Source organism: Streptomyces sp. NPDC002835 (assembly GCF_053591995.1).
Map to the genome: position 1 here is coordinate 296,845 of NZ_JBSFUW010000002.1, position 16,876 is coordinate 313,720.

Here is a 16,876-nt window from a genome sequence, read left to right on the forward strand (position 1 = left end):
CACCCCTCATGTGGTTTTCCGCCGGACGGGGCAGCTTCGGGCCAAGGTCCCACCCCCGCCCGCGACCGTGGTCGTATGCCACAACAGTCGTAGACCCGTATCGGTCGTAGGCCCGTATCAACCGATCGGCCGATGCCGCTTCGAGCGCGATGGGCGATGCCCCGGGTGCCCGCCGCGCGGGAGGCTGCCCGGCATGACGATTGTGGAAGTGAAGGGCCTGCACAAGGCGTACGGCGGCCGCCCCGCCGTCGACGGGGTGGACTTCGCCGTCGAGGAGGGCGAGATCTTCGGGATCCTCGGGCCGAACGGCGCGGGCAAGACCACCACCGTCGAGTGCGTCGAGGGGCTGCGGATACCCGACGCGGGCACGGTCAGGGTCGCCGGGCTCGACCCGGTGGCCGACCACGAGCAGGTCACCCGGCTGCTCGGCGCGCAGCTCCAGGAGAGCGAGCTGCAGCCCAAGCTGACCGTGCGGGAGGCGCTGGAGCTGTACGCCTCCTTCTACGAGCGCCCGGCCGACTGGCGGCCGCTGGCCGAACGGCTGGGTCTGGCGGACCGGCTGACCACCCGGTTCGCGAAGCTGTCCGGTGGCCAGAAGCAGCGGCTGTCCATCGCGCTGGCCCTCATCGGCAACCCGCGCGTCGTCGTCCTCGACGAGCTCACCACCGGCCTCGACCCGCGGGCCCGCCGGGACACCTGGCGACTGATCGAGGAGGTGCGGGACTCGGGCGTCACCGTCCTCCTCGTCACGCACTTCATGGAGGAGGCGCAGCGCCTCTGCGACCGGATCGCGGTCGTCGACAAGGGCCGGGTCGCCGCACTCGACACCCCGGCCGGGCTGATCGGCCGGTCCGCCGCGTCGACCGTCATCTCCTTCACGCCGTCCGCCCCGCTCGACGAGCGGGAGCTCGCCGCGCTGCCGCACGCCGCCTCCGTCGAGACCAAGGACGGCCGGGTCGTGGTCCACGGCACCGACGAGACCGTCACCGCCGTGACCTCGCTGCTCGCCAGGCTCGGTATCACCGCCAGCCGGCTCCGCGTGTCCGAGACGACCCTGGACGACGCGTTCCTGGACCTCACGGAGGAGAACGCACGATGACCGCCACGACCACCACGGCCGCCCCCACCCGCACGTCCGCGTCCGCCGCCGTGCTGCGCACCGAGGCCCGCCTCTTCCTCCGCGAACCCGGCTCGCTCTTCTGGATCCTGCTCTTCCCGACCCTGCTCATGACGATCCTCGGCCTGATCCCGTCGTTCCGTGAGGCGTCCGACGACATCGGCGGCCGGCGCGTCATCGACCTGTACGTGCCGATCGCGGCGCTGCTCGCCATGATCATGGCCGGGCTGCAGGCCATGCCGCCGATCCTCACCGGCTACCGCGAACGCGGCATCCTGCGCCGGATGTCGACCACCCCGGTCCGGCCGGCCGCCCTGCTGACCGCCCAGCTCGTGCTGCACGGCGCGGCCGCCGTCGCCTCCGCCCTCCTCGCCCTGGCCGTGGGCCGTCTCGCCTTCGACGTGCCGCTGCCCGGGCAGCCCGCCGGCTACGCGCTGGCCATGCTGCTGACCGCCGGCTGCGCGCTGGCACTGGGCGCGACGGTCTGCGCGGTGTCCCGCACCCAGAAGATCGCGACCGCCGTCGGCTCCGTGGTCTTCTTCCCGTCCATGTTCACGGCCGGCGTCTGGCTGCCCGTGCAGACCATGCCCGGCACCCTGCAGCGCATCGTGGAGTTCACCCCGCTCGGCGCCGCGTCCCAGGCCCTCGACCGGGCCGCCGCCGGCAACTGGCCGGCCTGGGCGGACCTGGGCGTCACCGCGCTGTGGACCGTCGTGCTCACCGCGGCCGCCGTCCGCTGGTTCCGCTGGGAGTGAGGGCGTGCCGGTACGCGAGACTTGGCGCATGAACCTGCCCGACGCGATACCGAGGCCGCGAACGGTCGTACCGATCGAGGAACGCTGGGCGCAGTTCTACCGGTACGGCCCCTACGCCCTCCTGGGTCTCGCCACCGTGATCGCCGGCGCGGTCGCCGGTGAGTTCATGAGCCGGGCCGAGATGCACGCCGCCGGGGTGCTGGTCGTCGCCGCGCTGGCGCTCCAGGTCTGGTGGTCCGCGAAAGGGCCGGCTGCGGCGGAACCGGCCCCGGCCGGCCGGATCTACTTCGTGCTGCGGACCGCCATCGCCTTCGCCCTCACCTGGCTGAACCCGCTCTTCTCCGTCTACGCCGTCCTCGGCTACTTCGACTCCGGCCATCTGCTGCCCCGGCGCGGGGTCTACGCGGGACTGCTCGTCACCGCCGTGACCATGGCGGGCTCGCAGGCCGGTGGCCTGCCGCCCGGCTCGACGATGCAGTGGGTCCTCTTCGGTGGGCTGTATGTGCTCAATGCCTCGCTCTGCCTGCTTTTCGGCCGCCTCTCCGTGCGGGAGTCCGAACGGGCCCAGCAGCGCGTGGCCACCATCCAGGCGCTGGAGGACACCAACGCCCGCCTGGAGCGCGCCCTCGAGGAGAACGCCGGGCTCCACGCACAGCTTCTCGTCCAGGCGCGCGAGGCGGGCGTCGCCGACGAACGCGGCCGTCTCGCGGCCGAGATCCACGACACCATCGCGCAGGGCCTGGCCGGCATCATCACCCAGCTCCAGGTCGTCGCCTCCACCGACGATCCCGACCTGGCCGCACAGCACCTCGCCCGGGCCTCCGCGCTGGCCCGCCACAGCCTCGGCGAGGCCCGCCGCTCGGTGCAGAACCTCGCGCCGGCGGCGCTGGAGCACGCCGCGCTGCCGGAGGTGCTGAAGAGGACGGTGGCCGAGTGGTCCGAACGCACCGGCGTCCGGGCCCGGTTCACCGTCACCGGCACCGAGGAGGACCTGCACGAAGAGGTGGCCGCCACCCTGCTGCGGATCGCGGAGGAGGCCCTCGCCAACACCGCCAGGCACGCGGAGGCGGCCCGGGCCGGCGTGACCCTGTCCTTCATGGGCGACGAGCTCACCCTCGACGTCCGTGACGACGGCCGCGGCTTCGACCCGCTTGCCGTGCCACCCCGTTCGGGCTCCGGCGGCTTCGGCCTGAACGGTATGCGGGCCCGCGCGGAACGGATCGCGGGCACCGTCACCGTCGAGTCCGAGCCCGGCCAGGGGACCGCCGTGTCGGCTCGCGTACCGTTGGTCCGCCATGGCTGACGAGACCATCGGGACCACCGCGTCCACCGGGACGACCATCACGCTGATCGTCGTCGACGACCACCCCGTCGTACGGGACGGCCTGCGCGGCATGTTCGACTCCGCGCCCGGCTTCCGTGTCCTCGGCGAGGCGGGCGACGGGGAGGCGGGCGTCGAACTCGCGCTCCGCCTCGATCCCGACGTCGTTCTCATGGACCTGCGGATGCCCGGCGGCGGGGGAGTGGCCGCCATCGCGGAGCTGGCCCGCCGCGGCGCCCGGTCCCGGGTCCTGGTGCTCACCACGTACGACACGGACTCCGACACGCTGCCCGCCATCGAGGCCGGCGCGACGGGCTACCTCCTCAAGGACGCGCCCCGCGACGAGCTGTTCACGGCGGTCCGGGCCGCCGCCGAGGGCCGTACGGTGCTCTCGCCCGCGGTCGCGTCCCGGCTCGTCTCGCATGTGCGCACCCCGCCCGCGCCGGGCGGCGAACAGCTGTCGGCGCGCGAGCGGGAGGTGCTGGCCCTGGTGGCGAAGGGCACCTCCAACCGCGAGATCGCCCGCGAACTGTTCATCAGCGAGGCCACGGTCAAGACCCACCTCACCCACATCTTCGCCAAGCTCGGCGCCAAGGACCGCGCCGCCGCGGTGGCCCTGGCGTATGACCGCGGCATCCTCGGCTGACACACGAGCACCGGCCGCACTCCTCGGGCCCGCACCCGCAGGCCCGTACTCCTCAGGCCCGCACCCGCAGCAGCAGCACCGACCGCGCCGGCACCTCCACCACCGCGCCCCCTGCGTGGACCGTGCCCGGCGCGGCCGTCTGCTCCTCCAGCGAGGTGTCGACCACCAGCTCGTACGCCGCGGCCCACGGCGGGCCCGGCAGGCGGAAGTCCACCGGCTCCGCGCCCGCGTGCAGCACCGTCAGGAAGCTGTCGTCCGTGACCTCTTCCCCGCGTGCGTCCCGGCCCGGGATGTCCCGCCCGGAGAGGTACAGGGCGAGCGTGGCGGACCGGGCGTACCAGTCGCCCTCCGTCATCTCCCGGCCGTCCGCGGTGAACCAGGCGAGGTCCCGCAGCCCGTCCGCCGCCTGCGGGCGGCCGGAGAAGAAGGCGCGTCTGCGCAGCACCGGATGGGCGTGGCGCAGCGCGAGGAGCCGCCGGGTGAGCTCCAGCAGACCCGCCGGCCCCGGCTCGTCGAGCAGTGACCAGTCCAGCCAGCTGATCTCGTTGTCCTGGCAGTAGGCGTTGTTGCTGCCGTGCTGGGTGCGGCCCATCTCGTCGCCCGCGACGAGCATCGGGACTCCCGTCGACAGCAGCAGCGTGGTCAGCAGGTTGCGCAGCTGCCTGCGGCGCAGCGCGTTGATGTCCGGGTCGTCGCTCTCGCCCTCGGTGCCGCAGTTCCATGACCGGTTGTCGTTCGTCCCGTCCCGGTTGCCCTCGCCGTTGGCCTCGTTGTGCTTGCGCTCGTAGCTCACCAGGTCGCGCAGGGTGAAGCCGTCGTGGGCGGTGATGAAGTTGATCGACGCGTACGGCCGCCGGCCGCCCCAGGCGTACAGGTCGCTGGAGCCCGACAGCCGGTAGCCGAGGTCGCGGACGTCGGGGAGGGCGCCGCGCCAGAAGTCCCGTACGGCGTCGCGGTAGCGGTCGTTCCACTCGGTCCACAGCGGTGGGAACGCGCCGACCTGGTAGCCGCCGCTACCCACGTCCCACGGCTCGGCGATCAGCTTCACCCGCCGCAGCACCGGGTCCTGCGCGATGACGGCGAGAAAGGGGGACAGCATGTCGACGTCGTGCATCGAGCGGGCCAGCGCCGCGGCCAGGTCGAAACGGAAGCCGTCGACGCCCATCTCGGTCACCCAGTAGCGCAGCGAGTCGGTGATGAGCCGCAGCACCGGCGGCTGCACCACATGCAGGGTGTTGCCGCACCCCGTGTAGTCGGCGTACCGCCGGGCGTCCGGCTGGAGGCGGTAGTAGCCGCGGTTGTCGATGCCGCGCAGGGACAGCATCGGCCCCAGCTCGCCCGCCTCCGCCGTGTGGTTGTAGACCACGTCGAGGATGACCTCGATGCCGGCGGCGTGCAGCGCCCGCACCATCCGCTTGAACTCGCCGACCTGCTGCCCCGCCGTGCCCGACGCCGCGTACGCCGCGTGGGGGGCGAAGTAGCCGATGGAGTTGTAGCCCCAGTAGTTGACGAGCCCGCGCCGCAGCAGATGGTCCTCGTGGGCGAACTGGTGCACCGGCAGCAGCTCCACCGCCGTCACCCCGAGCCGCACCAGGTGCTCGACCGCCGCCGGGTGGGCGAGCCCCGCGTACGTGCCGCGCAGCTCCTCGGGGATGCCCGGATGGCGCTTGGTGAACCCGCGTACGTGCACCTCGTAGATGACGGAGTCCGCCCACGGCGTCTTGGGCCGGCGGTCGTCCATCCATTCGTCGCCGCCGGCGTCGTCGTGGACGACCACACCCTTGGGCACGTACGGGGCGGAGTCCCGGTCGTCGCGCACGGTGTCGGCGACATGCTGCTCCGGCCAGTCACGGACGTGCCCGTACACCTCTGGCGGCAGCCGGAAGTCCCCGTCGACCGCGCGCGCGTACGGATCGAGCAGCAGCTTCGCCGGGTTCCAGCGCGCGCCGGTCCAGGGGTCCCAGCGGCCGTGCACCCGGTAGCCGTAGCGCCGGCCGGGGCCGACGCCGGGCACGAAGCCGTGCCAGATCTCGTGGGTCAGTTCGGTGAGCGGCAGCCGGGTCTCCGCCCCGGACTCGTCGAAGAGGCAGAGCTCCACCCCCTCCGCGCCGCCCGCCCACAGGGCGAAGTTGGTCCCCGCGACACCGTCGGGCCCCACCCGGTACCGCGCGCCCAGCGGCGTCGGCGCCCCCGGCCACACCGGTGGCCGGCCACGGGCCGTGTCCGGTCCGCGGGCGTCCGGCCCGGAGCGGCGCGCGGGCGCGCCGGCCACCGCCGAACGGGTGCCGGGCGGCTCGCCCGGCACCTCCTCCCGCACCGTTTCCTGCTCGGCTGCGCTCGACACCTGCCGGCCTCCCGCGGCTCGTCGGGCCCTGCTGGAGGTACTCCCAGGCCCCGGGCTCCGGTGGGCTGGCCCGCGGCGTCCCGGCCGCGGCACCCCACGCGTGGTCCTCCCACCATTTCTGCCCGCGCCGCCCGACTCCCAACATCGCCCGCCGCCGTCGTTGCCCGCGCGGGGTGGTCGTCGTTGACCGGTACGTGAGACATGTACTGATGCGGGCAGGGCGCAGGGCCGCGGTCGCCCTGGCAGGGGCAGGACTGATCGTGGGCCTCGCCGGCTGCTCCGGCGGGACCCTCGGTGTCGGGGACAAGCCGGGAGTGGAGGACACGATCCGGGTGACCCCCGAGGACGGGGCGAAGAGGGTGCGTCCCGACGACACCGTCGAGGTGCGGCTGCCGAGCGGCCGGCTGGAGCGGGTCACCGTCACCCGGATCGAGGACGCCACGAAGACCGAGGTGGCGGGGGAGATCTCCGAGAACGGGCTCCGGTGGAGACCCAAGAAGGGAAGCCGGCTGAAGCCTGCCGCCAAGTACAGCGTGGACGTGGTGGCACTGGACGGGCACGGCCGCCGGGCCGCCCGCCACACGACGTTCACGACGCTGGTGCCGGAGAGCCGGTTCATCGGCTACTTCAAACCGGAGAACCGCCAGACCGTCGGCACCGGAATGATCGTTTCCTTCGCGTTCAACCGGGAGATCGAGAACCGGGCGGCCGTCGAGCGCGCCATCCGCGTCACCTCCGACCCGCCGGTGGAGGTCGTCGGCCACTGGTTCGGCAGGGAGCGGCTCGACTTCCGTCCCCGTACGTACTGGCAGCCGGGCACCGAGGTCACCGTCGACATGCGGCTGCGCGACGTGGAGGCGGCGCCCGACGTGTACGGCATCCAGCAGAAGACCGTCTCCTTCACCGTCGGCCGGTCCCAGGTGTCCCAGGTCGACGCCGAGGCGCACACCATGCGGGTGGTGCGCGACGGCCGGCTGCTGGCGACCCTTCCCGTCACCGCGGGCGCGCCGAAGTCCACGACGTACAACGGGAAGATGGTGGTCACGGAGATGTACGACGTGACCCGGATGGACGGCGCGACGGTCGGCTTCACCAAGAAGGACGGCACGAGCGAGTACGACATCAAGGACGTGCCGCACGCCATCCGGCTGACCACCTCCGGTACCTTCCTGCACGGCAACTACTGGGAGTCCGCCGACACGTTCGGCTCGGACAACGTCTCGCACGGCTGCGTGGGACTGCGGGACGACAAGGGCGGCAGCAGCGAGTCACCGGCCGGCTGGTTCTACGACCGGACCCTGATCGGCGACGTGGTGGAGGTCGTGCGCTCCAAGGACAGGACGGTCGCACCGGACAACGGCCTCGGCGGCTGGAACCTGGACTGGCGGCTGTGGAAGGCGGGTTCTGCGCTGCGCTGACCCCCCTGCGGCCCCCGCCGCCTCTGCGACCTGAAGCCCCGGGACCCCCGCCGCTTCTCCGATCTGACACCCCCGCAGATCTGGGACCGAACGGTGACGTTCGGGTGCACAAGAGGTGACCTGCGGTGTGATTGTCTGGTCATCGTGCGCGTGTGAGGCGCGCGGGGGCGGGCCATGGCGCTGCCAGGCCGTGCGAGGGGAGAACACGACGGTGAACGGGCAGTCGATATCGGGGGCATCGGCCGGACGCGGGCGCGGGGGCGCCGCGCTGTCCGCTCTGGTCCTGGGGGCGATGCTGGTACTGACGGCCTGCGGGGGCGGCGGTTCCGGCAAGGCGGACGCGGACCCCGGACCGAAGGGCAGCGGCGGGACGGTCGAGAACGCTGCCTCCCAGGCGGTGGTGACCATCACGCCGAAGGACGGCGCGGACGCGGTGGCGACCAGCGGCGCGCTGAAGGTCACCGCGGCGAAGGGCAAACTGACCACGGTCGTCGTCCAGGACGACAAGGGCACGAAGATCGACGGCAAGCTGTCGGCGGACGGCGCGACCTGGGAGCCGCTGCACCACCTGGCCGGCTCGACCAAGTACAAGGTGCACGCGATCGCCGAGGACGCGGAGGGCCGGGAGTCCGCCAAGGACACGACCTTCACCACGCTCGTGCCGCAGAACACCTTCATCGGCCACTACACGCCGGAGCACGGCACGACCGTCGGCGTCGGCATGCCGGTCTCCATCAATTTCACCCGCGGCATCACCGAGCCGGAGGCCGTCGAGAAGGCCATCACGGTCACCGCGGAGCCGTCGGTGCCGATCGAGGGCCACTGGTTCGGCAACGACCGCCTCGACTTCCGCCCCGAGAAGTACTGGGCCCCCGGCACCAAGGTGACCGTCAGGCTCAACCTGGACGGCGTCGAGGGCCGCCCGGGTGTGTACGGCATGCAGTCCAAGAGCTTCTCGTTCACCATCGGCCGCAGCCAGGTCTCCACCGTCGACGCGAGCGCCAAGACCATGAAGGTCGTCCGCGACGGCAAGGAGATCAAGAGCATCCCGATCACCGCGGGCGCTCCGTCGACCACCACGTACAACGGGCAGATGGTCATCAGCGAGAAGTACAAGGTGACCCGGATGAACGGCGCCACCGTCGGCTTCGGCGGCGAGTACGACATCAAGGACGTGCCGCACGCGATGCGGCTGTCCACCTCTGGCACCTTCATCCACGGCAACTACTGGGCCTCCCCCGGCACGTTCGGCTCCGCGAACGTCAGCCACGGGTGCGTCGGGCTGCGCGACGTGCGCGGCGCGTACGACAAGAACACCCCGTCCGCCTGGTTCTACAACAACTCGATCATCGGTGACGTGGTGATCGTGAAGAACTCCAAGGACAAGCAGATCGCCCCGGACAACGGCCTCAACGGCTGGAACATGCCCTGGTCGGAGTGGACCAAGTAGCACGCCCCGACGGGCCCGGCGCTGTGAGCAACAGCACCGGGCCCGTCCGCGTTAACGCGGACTAACCTCTCCCGCATGACCGTTTCATTCGAAGTCTCCGAAGGCGTCGGCACCATCAGGCTCGACCGCCCCCCGATGAACGCCCTCGACATCGCCGTCCAGGACCGGCTGCGCGAGCTCGCCGAGGAGGCCGGCCGGCGCGACGACGTGCGCGCCGTCATCCTCTACGGCGGCGAGAAGGTGTTCGCGGCGGGCGCGGACATCAAGGAGATGCAGGCCATGGACCACACGGCGATGATCGTGCGCTCCCGTGCCCTGCAGGAGTCCTTCACCGCCGTCGCCCGTATCCCCAAGCCCGTCGTCGCGGCCGTCACGGGCTACGCGCTCGGCGGTGGCTGCGAGCTGGCGCTCTGCGCCGACTACCGGATCGCCGCCGACGACGCCAAGCTCGGCCAGCCGGAGATCCTGCTCGGCCTGATCCCCGGTGCGGGCGGCACCCAGCGGCTGTCCCGGCTGATCGGCCCCTCGCGCGCCAAGGACCTGATCTTCACCGGCCGGATGGTGAAGGCCGAAGAGGCCCTCACCCTCGGCCTGGTGGACCGGGTCGTCCCCGCCGCCGAGGTGTACCAGCAGGCGCACGCCTGGGCCGCGGCACTGGCCAAGGGCCCGGCGCTGGCGCTGCGCGCGGCGAAGGAGTCGGTGGACGCCGGTCTCGAGACGGACATCGAGACGGGGCTCGCGGTGGAACGGAACTGGTTCGCGGGCCTGTTCGCCACGGAGGACCGGGAGCGGGGCATGCGCAGCTTCGTCGAGGAGGGGCCGGGCAAGGCCAAGTTCCTCTGACCCCTCGGCCGGGCCGCCCGTTCCGGCCCTGGTTACTGTGCGTACCGCATGTTCGGAAGGTGACAGCGGTGACTGTCGGGCGCCTGGCAGGGCGTGACAACGTCATTCCTGTCACCGACCGAGGGAGTGCGCGTGAACAAGGGGTACGCGGTCTTCTGCGACGCCGACCGGCACTTCTACGACGCGCCGCACCGCCTGGCGTTCGCAGAGGGAGCCACCGACGGCTCCCTGTACGAGGCGGCGCGGCTGCCGGTCCCCGAGGGCTGGCTCAGTCACCGTACGGGCGACTGGCTCGCCCTGCGGCCCGTGGGCCAGGCGCTGCCGTCCCAGGGCTGGAAGATCCATGTCTCCGCCTCTCTCGGCAACGCCGAGTCGGTGCTCAGCAAAGTCCGGACATACTGCCTGGCGCACGAGGTGGCGTTCAAATGCGTCCCGAGCCGCTACCTGCTGCACCAGCGCAACGCCAGGTACGCCGACCGGGCGGCGAGCGGCAAGTTCATCACGGTCTACCCGGCGGACGAGGCCCGGTGCGGACACATCGCCGGCGCCCTCGCCTCCCTGCTCGACGGCGAGCCCGGTCCGTACATCCTCAGCGATCTGCGCTGGGGCACAGGGCCGGTGCACCTGCGCTACGGGAGCTTCACCCGCCGCCACTGCTACGACGAGCACGGCGAGCTGCGCCCCGCGATCGAGAACGGTGCCGGCACGCTGGTGCCCGACCCGCGCGAGCCGGTGTTCCGAATACCCGAGTGGATCACCCCGCCCGGCTATCTGCGGCCCCATCTCGAGGCCCGCGGAGCGGTGGCCGTCACGGACCTGCCGTACACCATCGACAAGGCGCTGCACTTCTCCAACGGTGGCGGTGTCTACGAGGCACACCACAAGGCCACCGGCACGCGGGTCGTGCTCAAGGAGGCCCGCACGCCGGCCCGGATCAGGTCCAGCCGGCTCCCTGCGCGATGCGGATCGCGTCCACCCGGTTGCGGGCCCCGACCTTGCGGATGACGCTCGCCATGTAGTTGCGGACGGTCCCCTGGGACAGGTGCAGCGACGCGGCGACCTCCGCGATCGGCTCCCCTTGGCGGCCAGCGCCAGTACGCTCAGCTACCGCTGAGTGAGCGGCATTTCCGCCGATGCCAGGAAACCTGGGGCGAGCGCCTCGTCCACGAACCGGTCGCCCTTCGCGGCGCGGCGCACGGCGATGATCAACCGGCTCTTGGAGCCGTCCTTGTCCACGAACCCGAGGGCGCCGGCCTCATGGGCCCTGCGCAGCACCCCTGGCCGCTGTGCGGGGACGAGTGCCACGAGGGCGCTTCTTCCGGTCGTCCGGTCGGCGCCTTGGCCGGCTCCAGGCACTCGGCGTCGACGACGTATACGTCCGGCACCGGAGTGCCGGGGGCGGGTCTCTGCGGCCAGTGCGCCACCGAGGACACCTCGAACTCTCCGCCGCAGCGCAGCAGTTCCTCCAGCGCAGCTCGTAACAGCCCGGCTCGGTACACCACGGTCACACGTGTCATGTCCCACCCCTTGGGTATGCCCGCCGCACCTGTCCGGCGTGACGTTCGTGATTCGCCCCTCCTCTGAGTGCCCCCGCGGGGCTCCAGGGAACGGGGCTTTCGGGAGCACAGGGGCGCACGGGGTGGCGGATTGGCCGGATGCGTACCCGGGCCGCTCCGCCGGTGCAAGCCATCGGGGTCCGCCGCGGTCGCGCCCCGTACCGCAAATGGCCTGATACAGAGCCAAGGTGAGCGGTGCACGGGGGACGGTGGGCCGAAGCGGGTGCGCTGCATGTGCTGCCGGCGTCACTCATGAGCGTGGCGTTCACCAGGTCCGGGCGGATGGGCGGCGTCTTGCGGCGCCCGGGCCGGATGCCGTGCGAGCCGGTCGGACCGTTCTGCTCCGAGGGCGTCCGTTCCGCGGGAACGGTCACGCGGACGGGCGGCAGGGGCCATGATGGAGACATGTCGGGCCTCGAGGGTGTGGGACAACCGCGGCAGCGCGTCGGCGCGACCGCCGCACGGTGGGTACCTGCCGCCGACGACCAACAGGCCCTCCAGGCGCTGGAGTTGTACGGCAATCCGGTCGATGCCGAGGTGCGTCTCCCCTCCCGTCCCGAATCCGCCGCCACCGCACGCCGGCTCACCCAGTGCGTGGTGCTGCGTCAGTGGTCGCTCCCCGCGCAGACCGGCGAGTACGCGGTGCTGCTCGTCTCCGAACTGGTCGGCAACGCGGTCCGCCACACGGGCGCGCGGGTCTTCGGGTTACGGATGGTGCGCCGCCGCGGCTGGATCCGGATCGAGGTGCGCGATCCGTCCCGGGGGCTGCCCTGTCTGATGCCCGTCGCCGAGATGGACACGAGCGGGCGCGGCATCTTCCTGGTCGACAAGCTCGCCGACCGGTGGGGCGTGGACCTGCTGCCGCGCGGCAAGACGACCTGGTTCGAGATGCGGATCGCCGAGCGCTGACGGGCCGGCTCTGCTGCGACGCGGCGGTGTGCGGCGCGTCGTGGTGTGCCCCGCGGGCGGTCCGCTGTGCCCCGGGCGCACAGAAGCCCCCGCGCGCCGGGGGGCCGGCGCCGGGGGCTTCTGTGTGGAGCGCCGTGGATTCGGGGGGTGTATCCACGGCGGTCTGCGTCGACCTGGCCCGGGTCGAAGGAGGTCGTGTCATCGACTATGGCAGACGGACGCCTCATCTCCAAACCCTTTAATCGGATGTTTTCTGAACAACCGGACATCTCTTTGAAGGATCGTAGGTGAGGTGGCGCAATTGCCTGGTAATCCATGCATAGATATCCCGACGAGGGAGTGATTCATTGGGCGGTGGCTTGTGGGGGCGACACGTTTCCGCGACCCGCGCGAGTGCCTGAATTGGGTAAATGATTACTTTTCTACCCTCCGCCCCCTACTGTGCACTTCCGTGAAGACACCCCTGACGAAGCGGACCGCCGCGCTGTTCGCGGGCGCCGTCCTCGCGCTGCTCACCGGCTGCGGCCCGGGCGGCCAGGCCGGCGAGGGAACGAAGGACCGCGGCACCCGTGCCGACCCGGCGACCGCCACGCCCGGGCAGGCGGCGGCCGCCGGCGCCCTCCCCGGCATGCCGCCGGTCCTCGACCCCGAGGACGTCTACGCCGCCGACCGGCCCGGCATGCTCTCACCGGTGGTCGAGGACTTCCCGTCCCGGGTTTATGTGCCGAACACCAACTCCAACACGGTCACGGTCATCGACCCCAAGACGTACAAGGTCATCGACACCATCCCGGTCGGGGTGCAGCCGCAGCACGTCGTGCCGTCGTGGGACCTCAAGACGCTGTGGGTCAACAACAACCGCGGCCACACGCTCACCCCGATCGACCCGGCGACGGGCAAGGCCGGCAAGCCGGTCGACGTGCACGACCCGTACAACCTGTACTTCACGCCCAACGGCGAGTACGCCGTCGTCATGGCCTCCCTCGACCGCGAACTCGTCTTCCGCGACCCGCACACCATGGAGATCAAGCACACCGAGCCGGTCTCCTGCTACGGCGTCAACCACGCCGACTTCTCCGCCGACGGCCGGTACTTCATCGTCTCCTGCGAGTTCTCCGCCGAACTCCTCAAGGTCGACACCGAGCAGATGAAGGTGATCGCCCAGCAGAAGCTGCCCTTCGAGGGCGCCATGCCGCAGGACGTGAAACTCTCACCGGACGGCAAGACCTTCTACATCGCCGACATGATGGCCCACGGCGTGTGGGTGCTCGACGGCGACAAGTTCACCCAGCCCAAGCTGCTCCCCACCGGCAAGGGCGCCCACGGCCTCTACATCAGCCGTGACTCCAAGGAGATGTACATCCCCAACCGCGGCGAGGGCTCCATCTCGGTCTTCGACTTCGCCAAGGACGACCTGACGAAGAAGTGGCGGCTGCCGGACGGCGGCAGCCCCGACATGGGCGGCGTCTCCGCGGACGGCAAGGTGCTGTGGCTGTCCGGGCGTTACGACGCGGAGGTGTACGCCATCGACACCCGGACCGGCAAGCAACTCGCCCGCATCCCGGTCGGCAGCGGCCCGCACGGCCTCGCGGTCTACCCCCAGCCGGGCCGCTACTCCCTCGGCCACACCGGAGTCTTCCGCTGACCGCGGCGTCGGTCGCCCCGTAGCTTTGTGGACCTGGCGCCCAACTCGCCCACGTGCGGGTGACGGTGCGCGGTCCGGCGCCGCGTTGCCGGGATGGTGGTCGCCGTGATCATCACTCGTCTCCGGCGCCGGGCCGCCGTGCTCGCGCTGTCCGTCGCCGCCCTGCTCGTCCCGGCGGCCGTCTCCACCGCCGCCGCGCCTGCCTCGGCCACTGCCTCCGCCCCCGCCGCTGCCTCCGTCACCGCCGCCGCGGCGGCGGTCACCTGCCCCGTCGTGGGGGACCGGCTCTACGCGGCCGCGGACCGCAGCGTCGACGTCGCCCGGATCACGCCGGAGCCGTCGTACCGCACCAACTGCAAGCAGCTGTACCGGGCCGACGGGCGCGGCCCGGAGATCATCTTCGAGCAGGGCTTCCACCCGAAGGCTCCGCAGGACGGCCAGTACGACATCGAGAAGTACGTCCTGGTCAACCAGCCGTCGCCGTTCGTCTCGACCACGTACGACCACGACCTCTACAAGCAGTGGAAGAGCGCCTGGAACTACTACATCGACGCCCCCGGCGGCATCGACGTCAACGAGACGATCGGTGACACCCACAAGTGGGCCGCGCAGGTCGAGGTCGCCTTCCCCGGCGGTATCGCACGGGACTTCGTCGTCGGGGCCTGCCCCGTCGACAAGGAGACCAAGCGCGAGATCATGAGCGAGTGCCGGGACAACCCGAACTACCTGCCCTGGCGCCTCTGACGATCCCCGCCGTCCGGCGTTTCAGCGGGCCGTGAGCACCGCCTCCGAGGCCACCGGCCGGTAACCGGCCCGCTGGAACGCCCGTACGCTGCGCGCGTTGCCCGGCGACTGCTGGGACCACACCACCGGGCCCGACACCAGATGCCGGGCCGCCACCGCGAGCCGTGGCCCGAGGCCCCGGCCGCGCGCCTCCTCGTCGACCTCCACCGACACCTCCCACCGGCCGGCCAGTCCCCGGCCCAGGACCAGCACCCCGCCGTCCGCCGCCCACACCCGCACCTCGTCGCGGCGCTTCAACGCGGTGGCGACCCGCGGGTGTTCGCGGTCCTCGATCTCGCGCAGCGCGATCTCCGGCGCGCCGGGCAGCGCGTCCGCGACGGTCACCAGGTCGATGGTGTCCATCCTGCGGCCGGTACGGGCCATCAGCGCGGCGAGGAAGCCCGGGTTCATCGTGGCGGCCAGCCGGTCGGAGTCGGTGGCCGCGAGCTCGGCCCGTACCCACTCGGGGTCCTGCGCGGTGAAGACGACCGAGTGCGCGGTGAACGCCACCACCCCCTCGTCCCGGGCACCCGGCCGGTCCACCACCGTCACCTCGCCGTCCGCCGGCGGAAAACGCCCCTCCGCCGCCTCCGCCAGAATCCTCTCCAGCGCTTCGCTCACGACTGCCTCCCTGGTCGCCCGTACCGCCCTCCGGCTCCATGATCGCCGACGCGGGCCGATAATCTGAGCCCCGTTAGCAATGCACCAAGAAGGGGTGGACCTGTGGCGGACATCGAGGAAGCACGCAAGGCGTTCGACCGTTACGACGCGGACGGCGACGGCTTCATCACCGCGGCCGAGTACAAGACGGCCATGGCTCAGATGGGCGACTGGAACGTCACCGAGGCGGTGGCCGAGGCCGTGATCGCCGCACAGGACGCCAACAGCGACAAGCTCCTGTCGTTCGACGAGTTCTGGGCCCACCTCAACAAGGCCTGAGGCGAAACGCCCTGTCCCGCCCCGGACGTCCGGGGCGGGACAGCGGCGTTCGGTCAGCCGGCCCTGACCCGCTGTGAGATCAATTCTTGGGCAGGTTCTCAGTGCTGCGGATAGGGGGTGTAGACCGTGGCGGGCTCGGAGGGCGGCGGTCGATCCGGGCAGAACTGGGGCAGGTCGTAGTCGGGTATCAGGAAACTGCTGTAGCCGGCAGGGGCGGAGCTCTCCGCCCAGAACACTCCGCCGGCGATCACATGGCCGTTGCTGCCGGGCCCGGCTTCCAGAATGAATGCCTGCCAGTCGTGCCAAGGGCGAGGGTCCGCAGCCCGTAGCTCTTCTTCTTCCGGTCCGGACGCCGGCCGTATCGTCAGTGACCGGTAGTGATCTCGGATCGAGAGCGCGCCGACATCCGTGAACACGATTTCCAAGGTGGTCGGCAGCCCGGCGTCGGTGTCCCGCTCACCACGGAGCAGCACTTGAGTGTGCCCAACGATGTACGTGAAGAGGCGCAGGGGCCTGTTGAAGAAAACGGGCAGGTCCACCAACTCGGTCTGTCGCCCTGACACAAGAGCCCTCCCGCCTCTGCACCCGCCGACGCCGCGTCCTCCGGTCTCTGACACGGGGCGCAAAGCGGCGTTGTTCTACCCGCCGGGTGAATGGGCAGCGCCTACCCGGCGGTCTTTGACTCGGCCCCCGAGTGCCCGGCAAGCGGTCGCCCCGCTCGCCGAGCGCGGACGGGGCCTGCGCATCGTGAACGAGTTGACCCGGGGACAGTGGGGTTTCCATGTCACAGACAGCGGTACCAAGGCCGCCTGGGCCGTGCTGGCCACTGCCGCGGTGGTGCCGCTCGGCAGAGGCAGCACGGACATCAGCACTCGATGATGTTCACCGCCAGCCCGCCCCGCGCCGTCTCCTTGTACTTCACCGACATGTCCGCGCCCGTCTCCTTCATCGTCTTGATGACCTTGTCGAGGGACACTTTGTGGCTGCCGTCGCCGCGCATCGCCATGCGGGCCGCGGTGACGGCCTTGACCGCCGCCATGCCGTTGCGTTCGATACAGGGGATCTGGACCAGGCCGCCGACCGGGTCGCAGGTGAGGCCGAGGTTGTGCTCCATGCCGATCTCCGCCGCGTTCTCGACCTGCTCCGGGGA

At 71.3% G+C, this 16,876-nt stretch carries 17 protein-coding genes and 1 pseudogene; 12 read left to right on the plus strand and 6 right to left on the minus strand.

The annotated features are described in order from the left end of the window. The first annotated feature begins 193 nt into the window (after positions 1-193). Genes ACWD01_RS04105 through ACWD01_RS04120 form a run of 4 tightly spaced genes read left to right on the plus strand, consistent with a single transcriptional unit; the run spans position 194 to position 3,839 of the window. The gene (locus ACWD01_RS04105; protein WP_451157831.1) at positions 194-1,099 is read left to right on the plus strand and encodes an ABC transporter ATP-binding protein; all 906 of its coding nucleotides are present in this window, start codon (positions 194-196) and stop codon (positions 1,097-1,099) included. Then, on the plus strand, positions 1,096-1,872 hold the full coding sequence (locus ACWD01_RS04110; protein ID WP_451157833.1) for an ABC transporter permease: 777 nt from the start codon (positions 1,096-1,098) through the stop codon (positions 1,870-1,872). Before ACWD01_RS04105 ends, ACWD01_RS04110 begins: the two co-directional genes overlap by 4 nt. A 28-nt stretch (positions 1,873-1,900) precedes the next feature. After that, entirely contained in the window at positions 1,901-3,175 is a 1,275-nt protein-coding gene (locus ACWD01_RS04115; protein ID WP_451157835.1) for a sensor histidine kinase, read from the plus strand. Continuing rightward, on the plus strand, positions 3,168-3,839 hold the full coding sequence (locus ACWD01_RS04120) for a response regulator (protein WP_451157837.1): 672 nt from the start codon (positions 3,168-3,170) through the stop codon (positions 3,837-3,839). Before ACWD01_RS04115 ends, ACWD01_RS04120 begins: the two co-directional genes overlap by 8 nt. 52 nt (positions 3,840-3,891) lie before the next feature. On the opposite strand, the gene glgX is transcribed toward ACWD01_RS04120, so the two are convergent. Then, positions 3,892-6,183: a glycogen debranching protein GlgX gene (gene glgX / locus ACWD01_RS04125; protein ID WP_451157838.1), complete on the minus strand. Its 2,292-nt coding sequence runs from the start codon at positions 6,181-6,183 to the stop codon at positions 3,892-3,894. A gap of 194 nt (positions 6,184-6,377) precedes the next feature. Here glgX and ACWD01_RS04130 point away from each other — a divergent pair, with 194 nt between their 5' ends. The 4 genes and pseudogenes from ACWD01_RS04130 to ACWD01_RS04145 all read left to right on the plus strand — a co-directional run. After that, positions 6,378-7,601, plus strand: coding sequence for an Ig-like domain-containing protein (locus ACWD01_RS04130; protein WP_451157840.1), 1,224 nt, complete (start codon positions 6,378-6,380; stop codon positions 7,599-7,601). A 211-nt stretch (positions 7,602-7,812) separates the two neighbouring features. Continuing rightward, a complete protein-coding gene (locus tag ACWD01_RS04135) occupies positions 7,813-9,051 on the plus strand; it encodes a L,D-transpeptidase (protein ID WP_451157842.1) in 1,239 nt (412 codons plus the stop codon). Between the two features lie 75 nt (positions 9,052-9,126). Next, complete coding sequence (locus ACWD01_RS04140) at positions 9,127-9,894, plus strand: enoyl-CoA hydratase/isomerase family protein (RefSeq protein WP_451157844.1); 768 nt, start codon at positions 9,127-9,129, stop codon at positions 9,892-9,894. 132 nt (positions 9,895-10,026) lie between these two features. Then, positions 10,027-10,824: pseudogene (locus ACWD01_RS04145) on the plus strand (class III lanthionine synthetase LanKC N-terminal domain-containing protein); the annotation flags it as partial. Between the two features lie 4 nt (positions 10,825-10,828). Here ACWD01_RS04145 and ACWD01_RS04150 read toward each other — a convergent pair. Next, the gene (locus tag ACWD01_RS04150) at positions 10,829-11,029 is read right to left on the minus strand and encodes a response regulator transcription factor (protein WP_451157894.1); all 201 of its coding nucleotides are present in this window, start codon (positions 11,027-11,029) and stop codon (positions 10,829-10,831) included. Beyond that, positions 10,999-11,199 carry a hypothetical protein gene (locus ACWD01_RS04155; protein ID WP_451157845.1) on the minus strand — a complete coding sequence of 67 codons (201 nt, stop codon included), beginning with the start codon at positions 11,197-11,199 and terminating at the stop codon, positions 10,999-11,001. The genes ACWD01_RS04150 and ACWD01_RS04155 overlap by 31 nt, the downstream gene beginning before the upstream one ends. 656 nt (positions 11,200-11,855) lie before the next feature. Between ACWD01_RS04155 and ACWD01_RS04160 the strand changes: the two genes are divergently transcribed. The 3 genes from ACWD01_RS04160 (at position 11,856) to ACWD01_RS04170 (ending at position 14,748) form a co-directional block, all read left to right on the plus strand. After that, positions 11,856-12,359, plus strand: a complete 504-nt coding sequence (locus tag ACWD01_RS04160; RefSeq protein WP_451157847.1) for an ATP-binding protein — start codon at positions 11,856-11,858, stop codon at positions 12,357-12,359. 451 nt (positions 12,360-12,810) lie between these two features. Then, positions 12,811-14,004, plus strand: a complete 1,194-nt coding sequence (locus tag ACWD01_RS04165) for a YVTN family beta-propeller repeat protein (protein ID WP_451157849.1) — start codon at positions 12,811-12,813, stop codon at positions 14,002-14,004. 105 nt (positions 14,005-14,109) lie between these two features. Further along, complete coding sequence (locus ACWD01_RS04170; protein WP_451157851.1) at positions 14,110-14,748, plus strand: ADP-ribosyltransferase; 639 nt, start codon at positions 14,110-14,112, stop codon at positions 14,746-14,748. A 21-nt stretch (positions 14,749-14,769) separates the two neighbouring features. On the opposite strand, the gene ACWD01_RS04175 is transcribed toward ACWD01_RS04170, so the two are convergent. After that, positions 14,770-15,408, minus strand: coding sequence for a GNAT family N-acetyltransferase (locus ACWD01_RS04175; RefSeq protein ID WP_451157853.1), 639 nt, complete (start codon positions 15,406-15,408; stop codon positions 14,770-14,772). A 102-nt stretch (positions 15,409-15,510) separates the two neighbouring features. On the opposite strand from ACWD01_RS04175, the gene ACWD01_RS04180 reads away from it, so the two are divergent. Further along, positions 15,511-15,726 carry an EF-hand domain-containing protein gene (locus ACWD01_RS04180; RefSeq protein ID WP_356892805.1) on the plus strand — a complete coding sequence of 72 codons (216 nt, stop codon included), beginning with the start codon at positions 15,511-15,513 and terminating at the stop codon, positions 15,724-15,726. Positions 15,727-15,824: 98 nt separating this feature from the next. Here ACWD01_RS04180 and ACWD01_RS04185 read toward each other — a convergent pair whose 3' ends face one another. Together ACWD01_RS04185 and ACWD01_RS04190 are read right to left on the minus strand one after the other, a co-directional pair. Beyond that, entirely contained in the window at positions 15,825-16,265 is a 441-nt protein-coding gene (locus ACWD01_RS04185; RefSeq protein ID WP_451157855.1) for a hypothetical protein, read from the minus strand. A gap of 326 nt (positions 16,266-16,591) precedes the next feature. Next, a partial coding sequence (locus ACWD01_RS04190) for an L-serine ammonia-lyase, iron-sulfur-dependent, subunit alpha (RefSeq protein WP_451157857.1) occupies positions 16,592-16,876 on the minus strand: 285 nt, incomplete at its 5' end.

Bases quoted from the DNA above. Each gene is read 5' to 3' on its own strand.
- ACWD01_RS04120 (WP_451157837.1), top strand. From the start codon at position 3,168: ATGGCTGACGAGACCATCGGGACCACCGCGTCCACCGGGACGACCATC.
- ACWD01_RS04105 (WP_451157831.1), top strand. From the start codon at position 194: ATGACGATTGTGGAAGTGAAGGGCCTGCACAAGGCGTACGGCGGCCGC.
- ACWD01_RS04110 (WP_451157833.1), top strand. From the start codon at position 1,096: ATGACCGCCACGACCACCACGGCCGCCCCCACCCGCACGTCCGCGTCC.
- ACWD01_RS04140 (WP_451157844.1), top strand. From the start codon at position 9,127: ATGACCGTTTCATTCGAAGTCTCCGAAGGCGTCGGCACCATCAGGCTC.
- ACWD01_RS04115 (WP_451157835.1), top strand. From the start codon at position 1,901: ATGAACCTGCCCGACGCGATACCGAGGCCGCGAACGGTCGTACCGATC.
- ACWD01_RS04160 (WP_451157847.1), top strand. From the start codon at position 11,856: ATGTCGGGCCTCGAGGGTGTGGGACAACCGCGGCAGCGCGTCGGCGCG.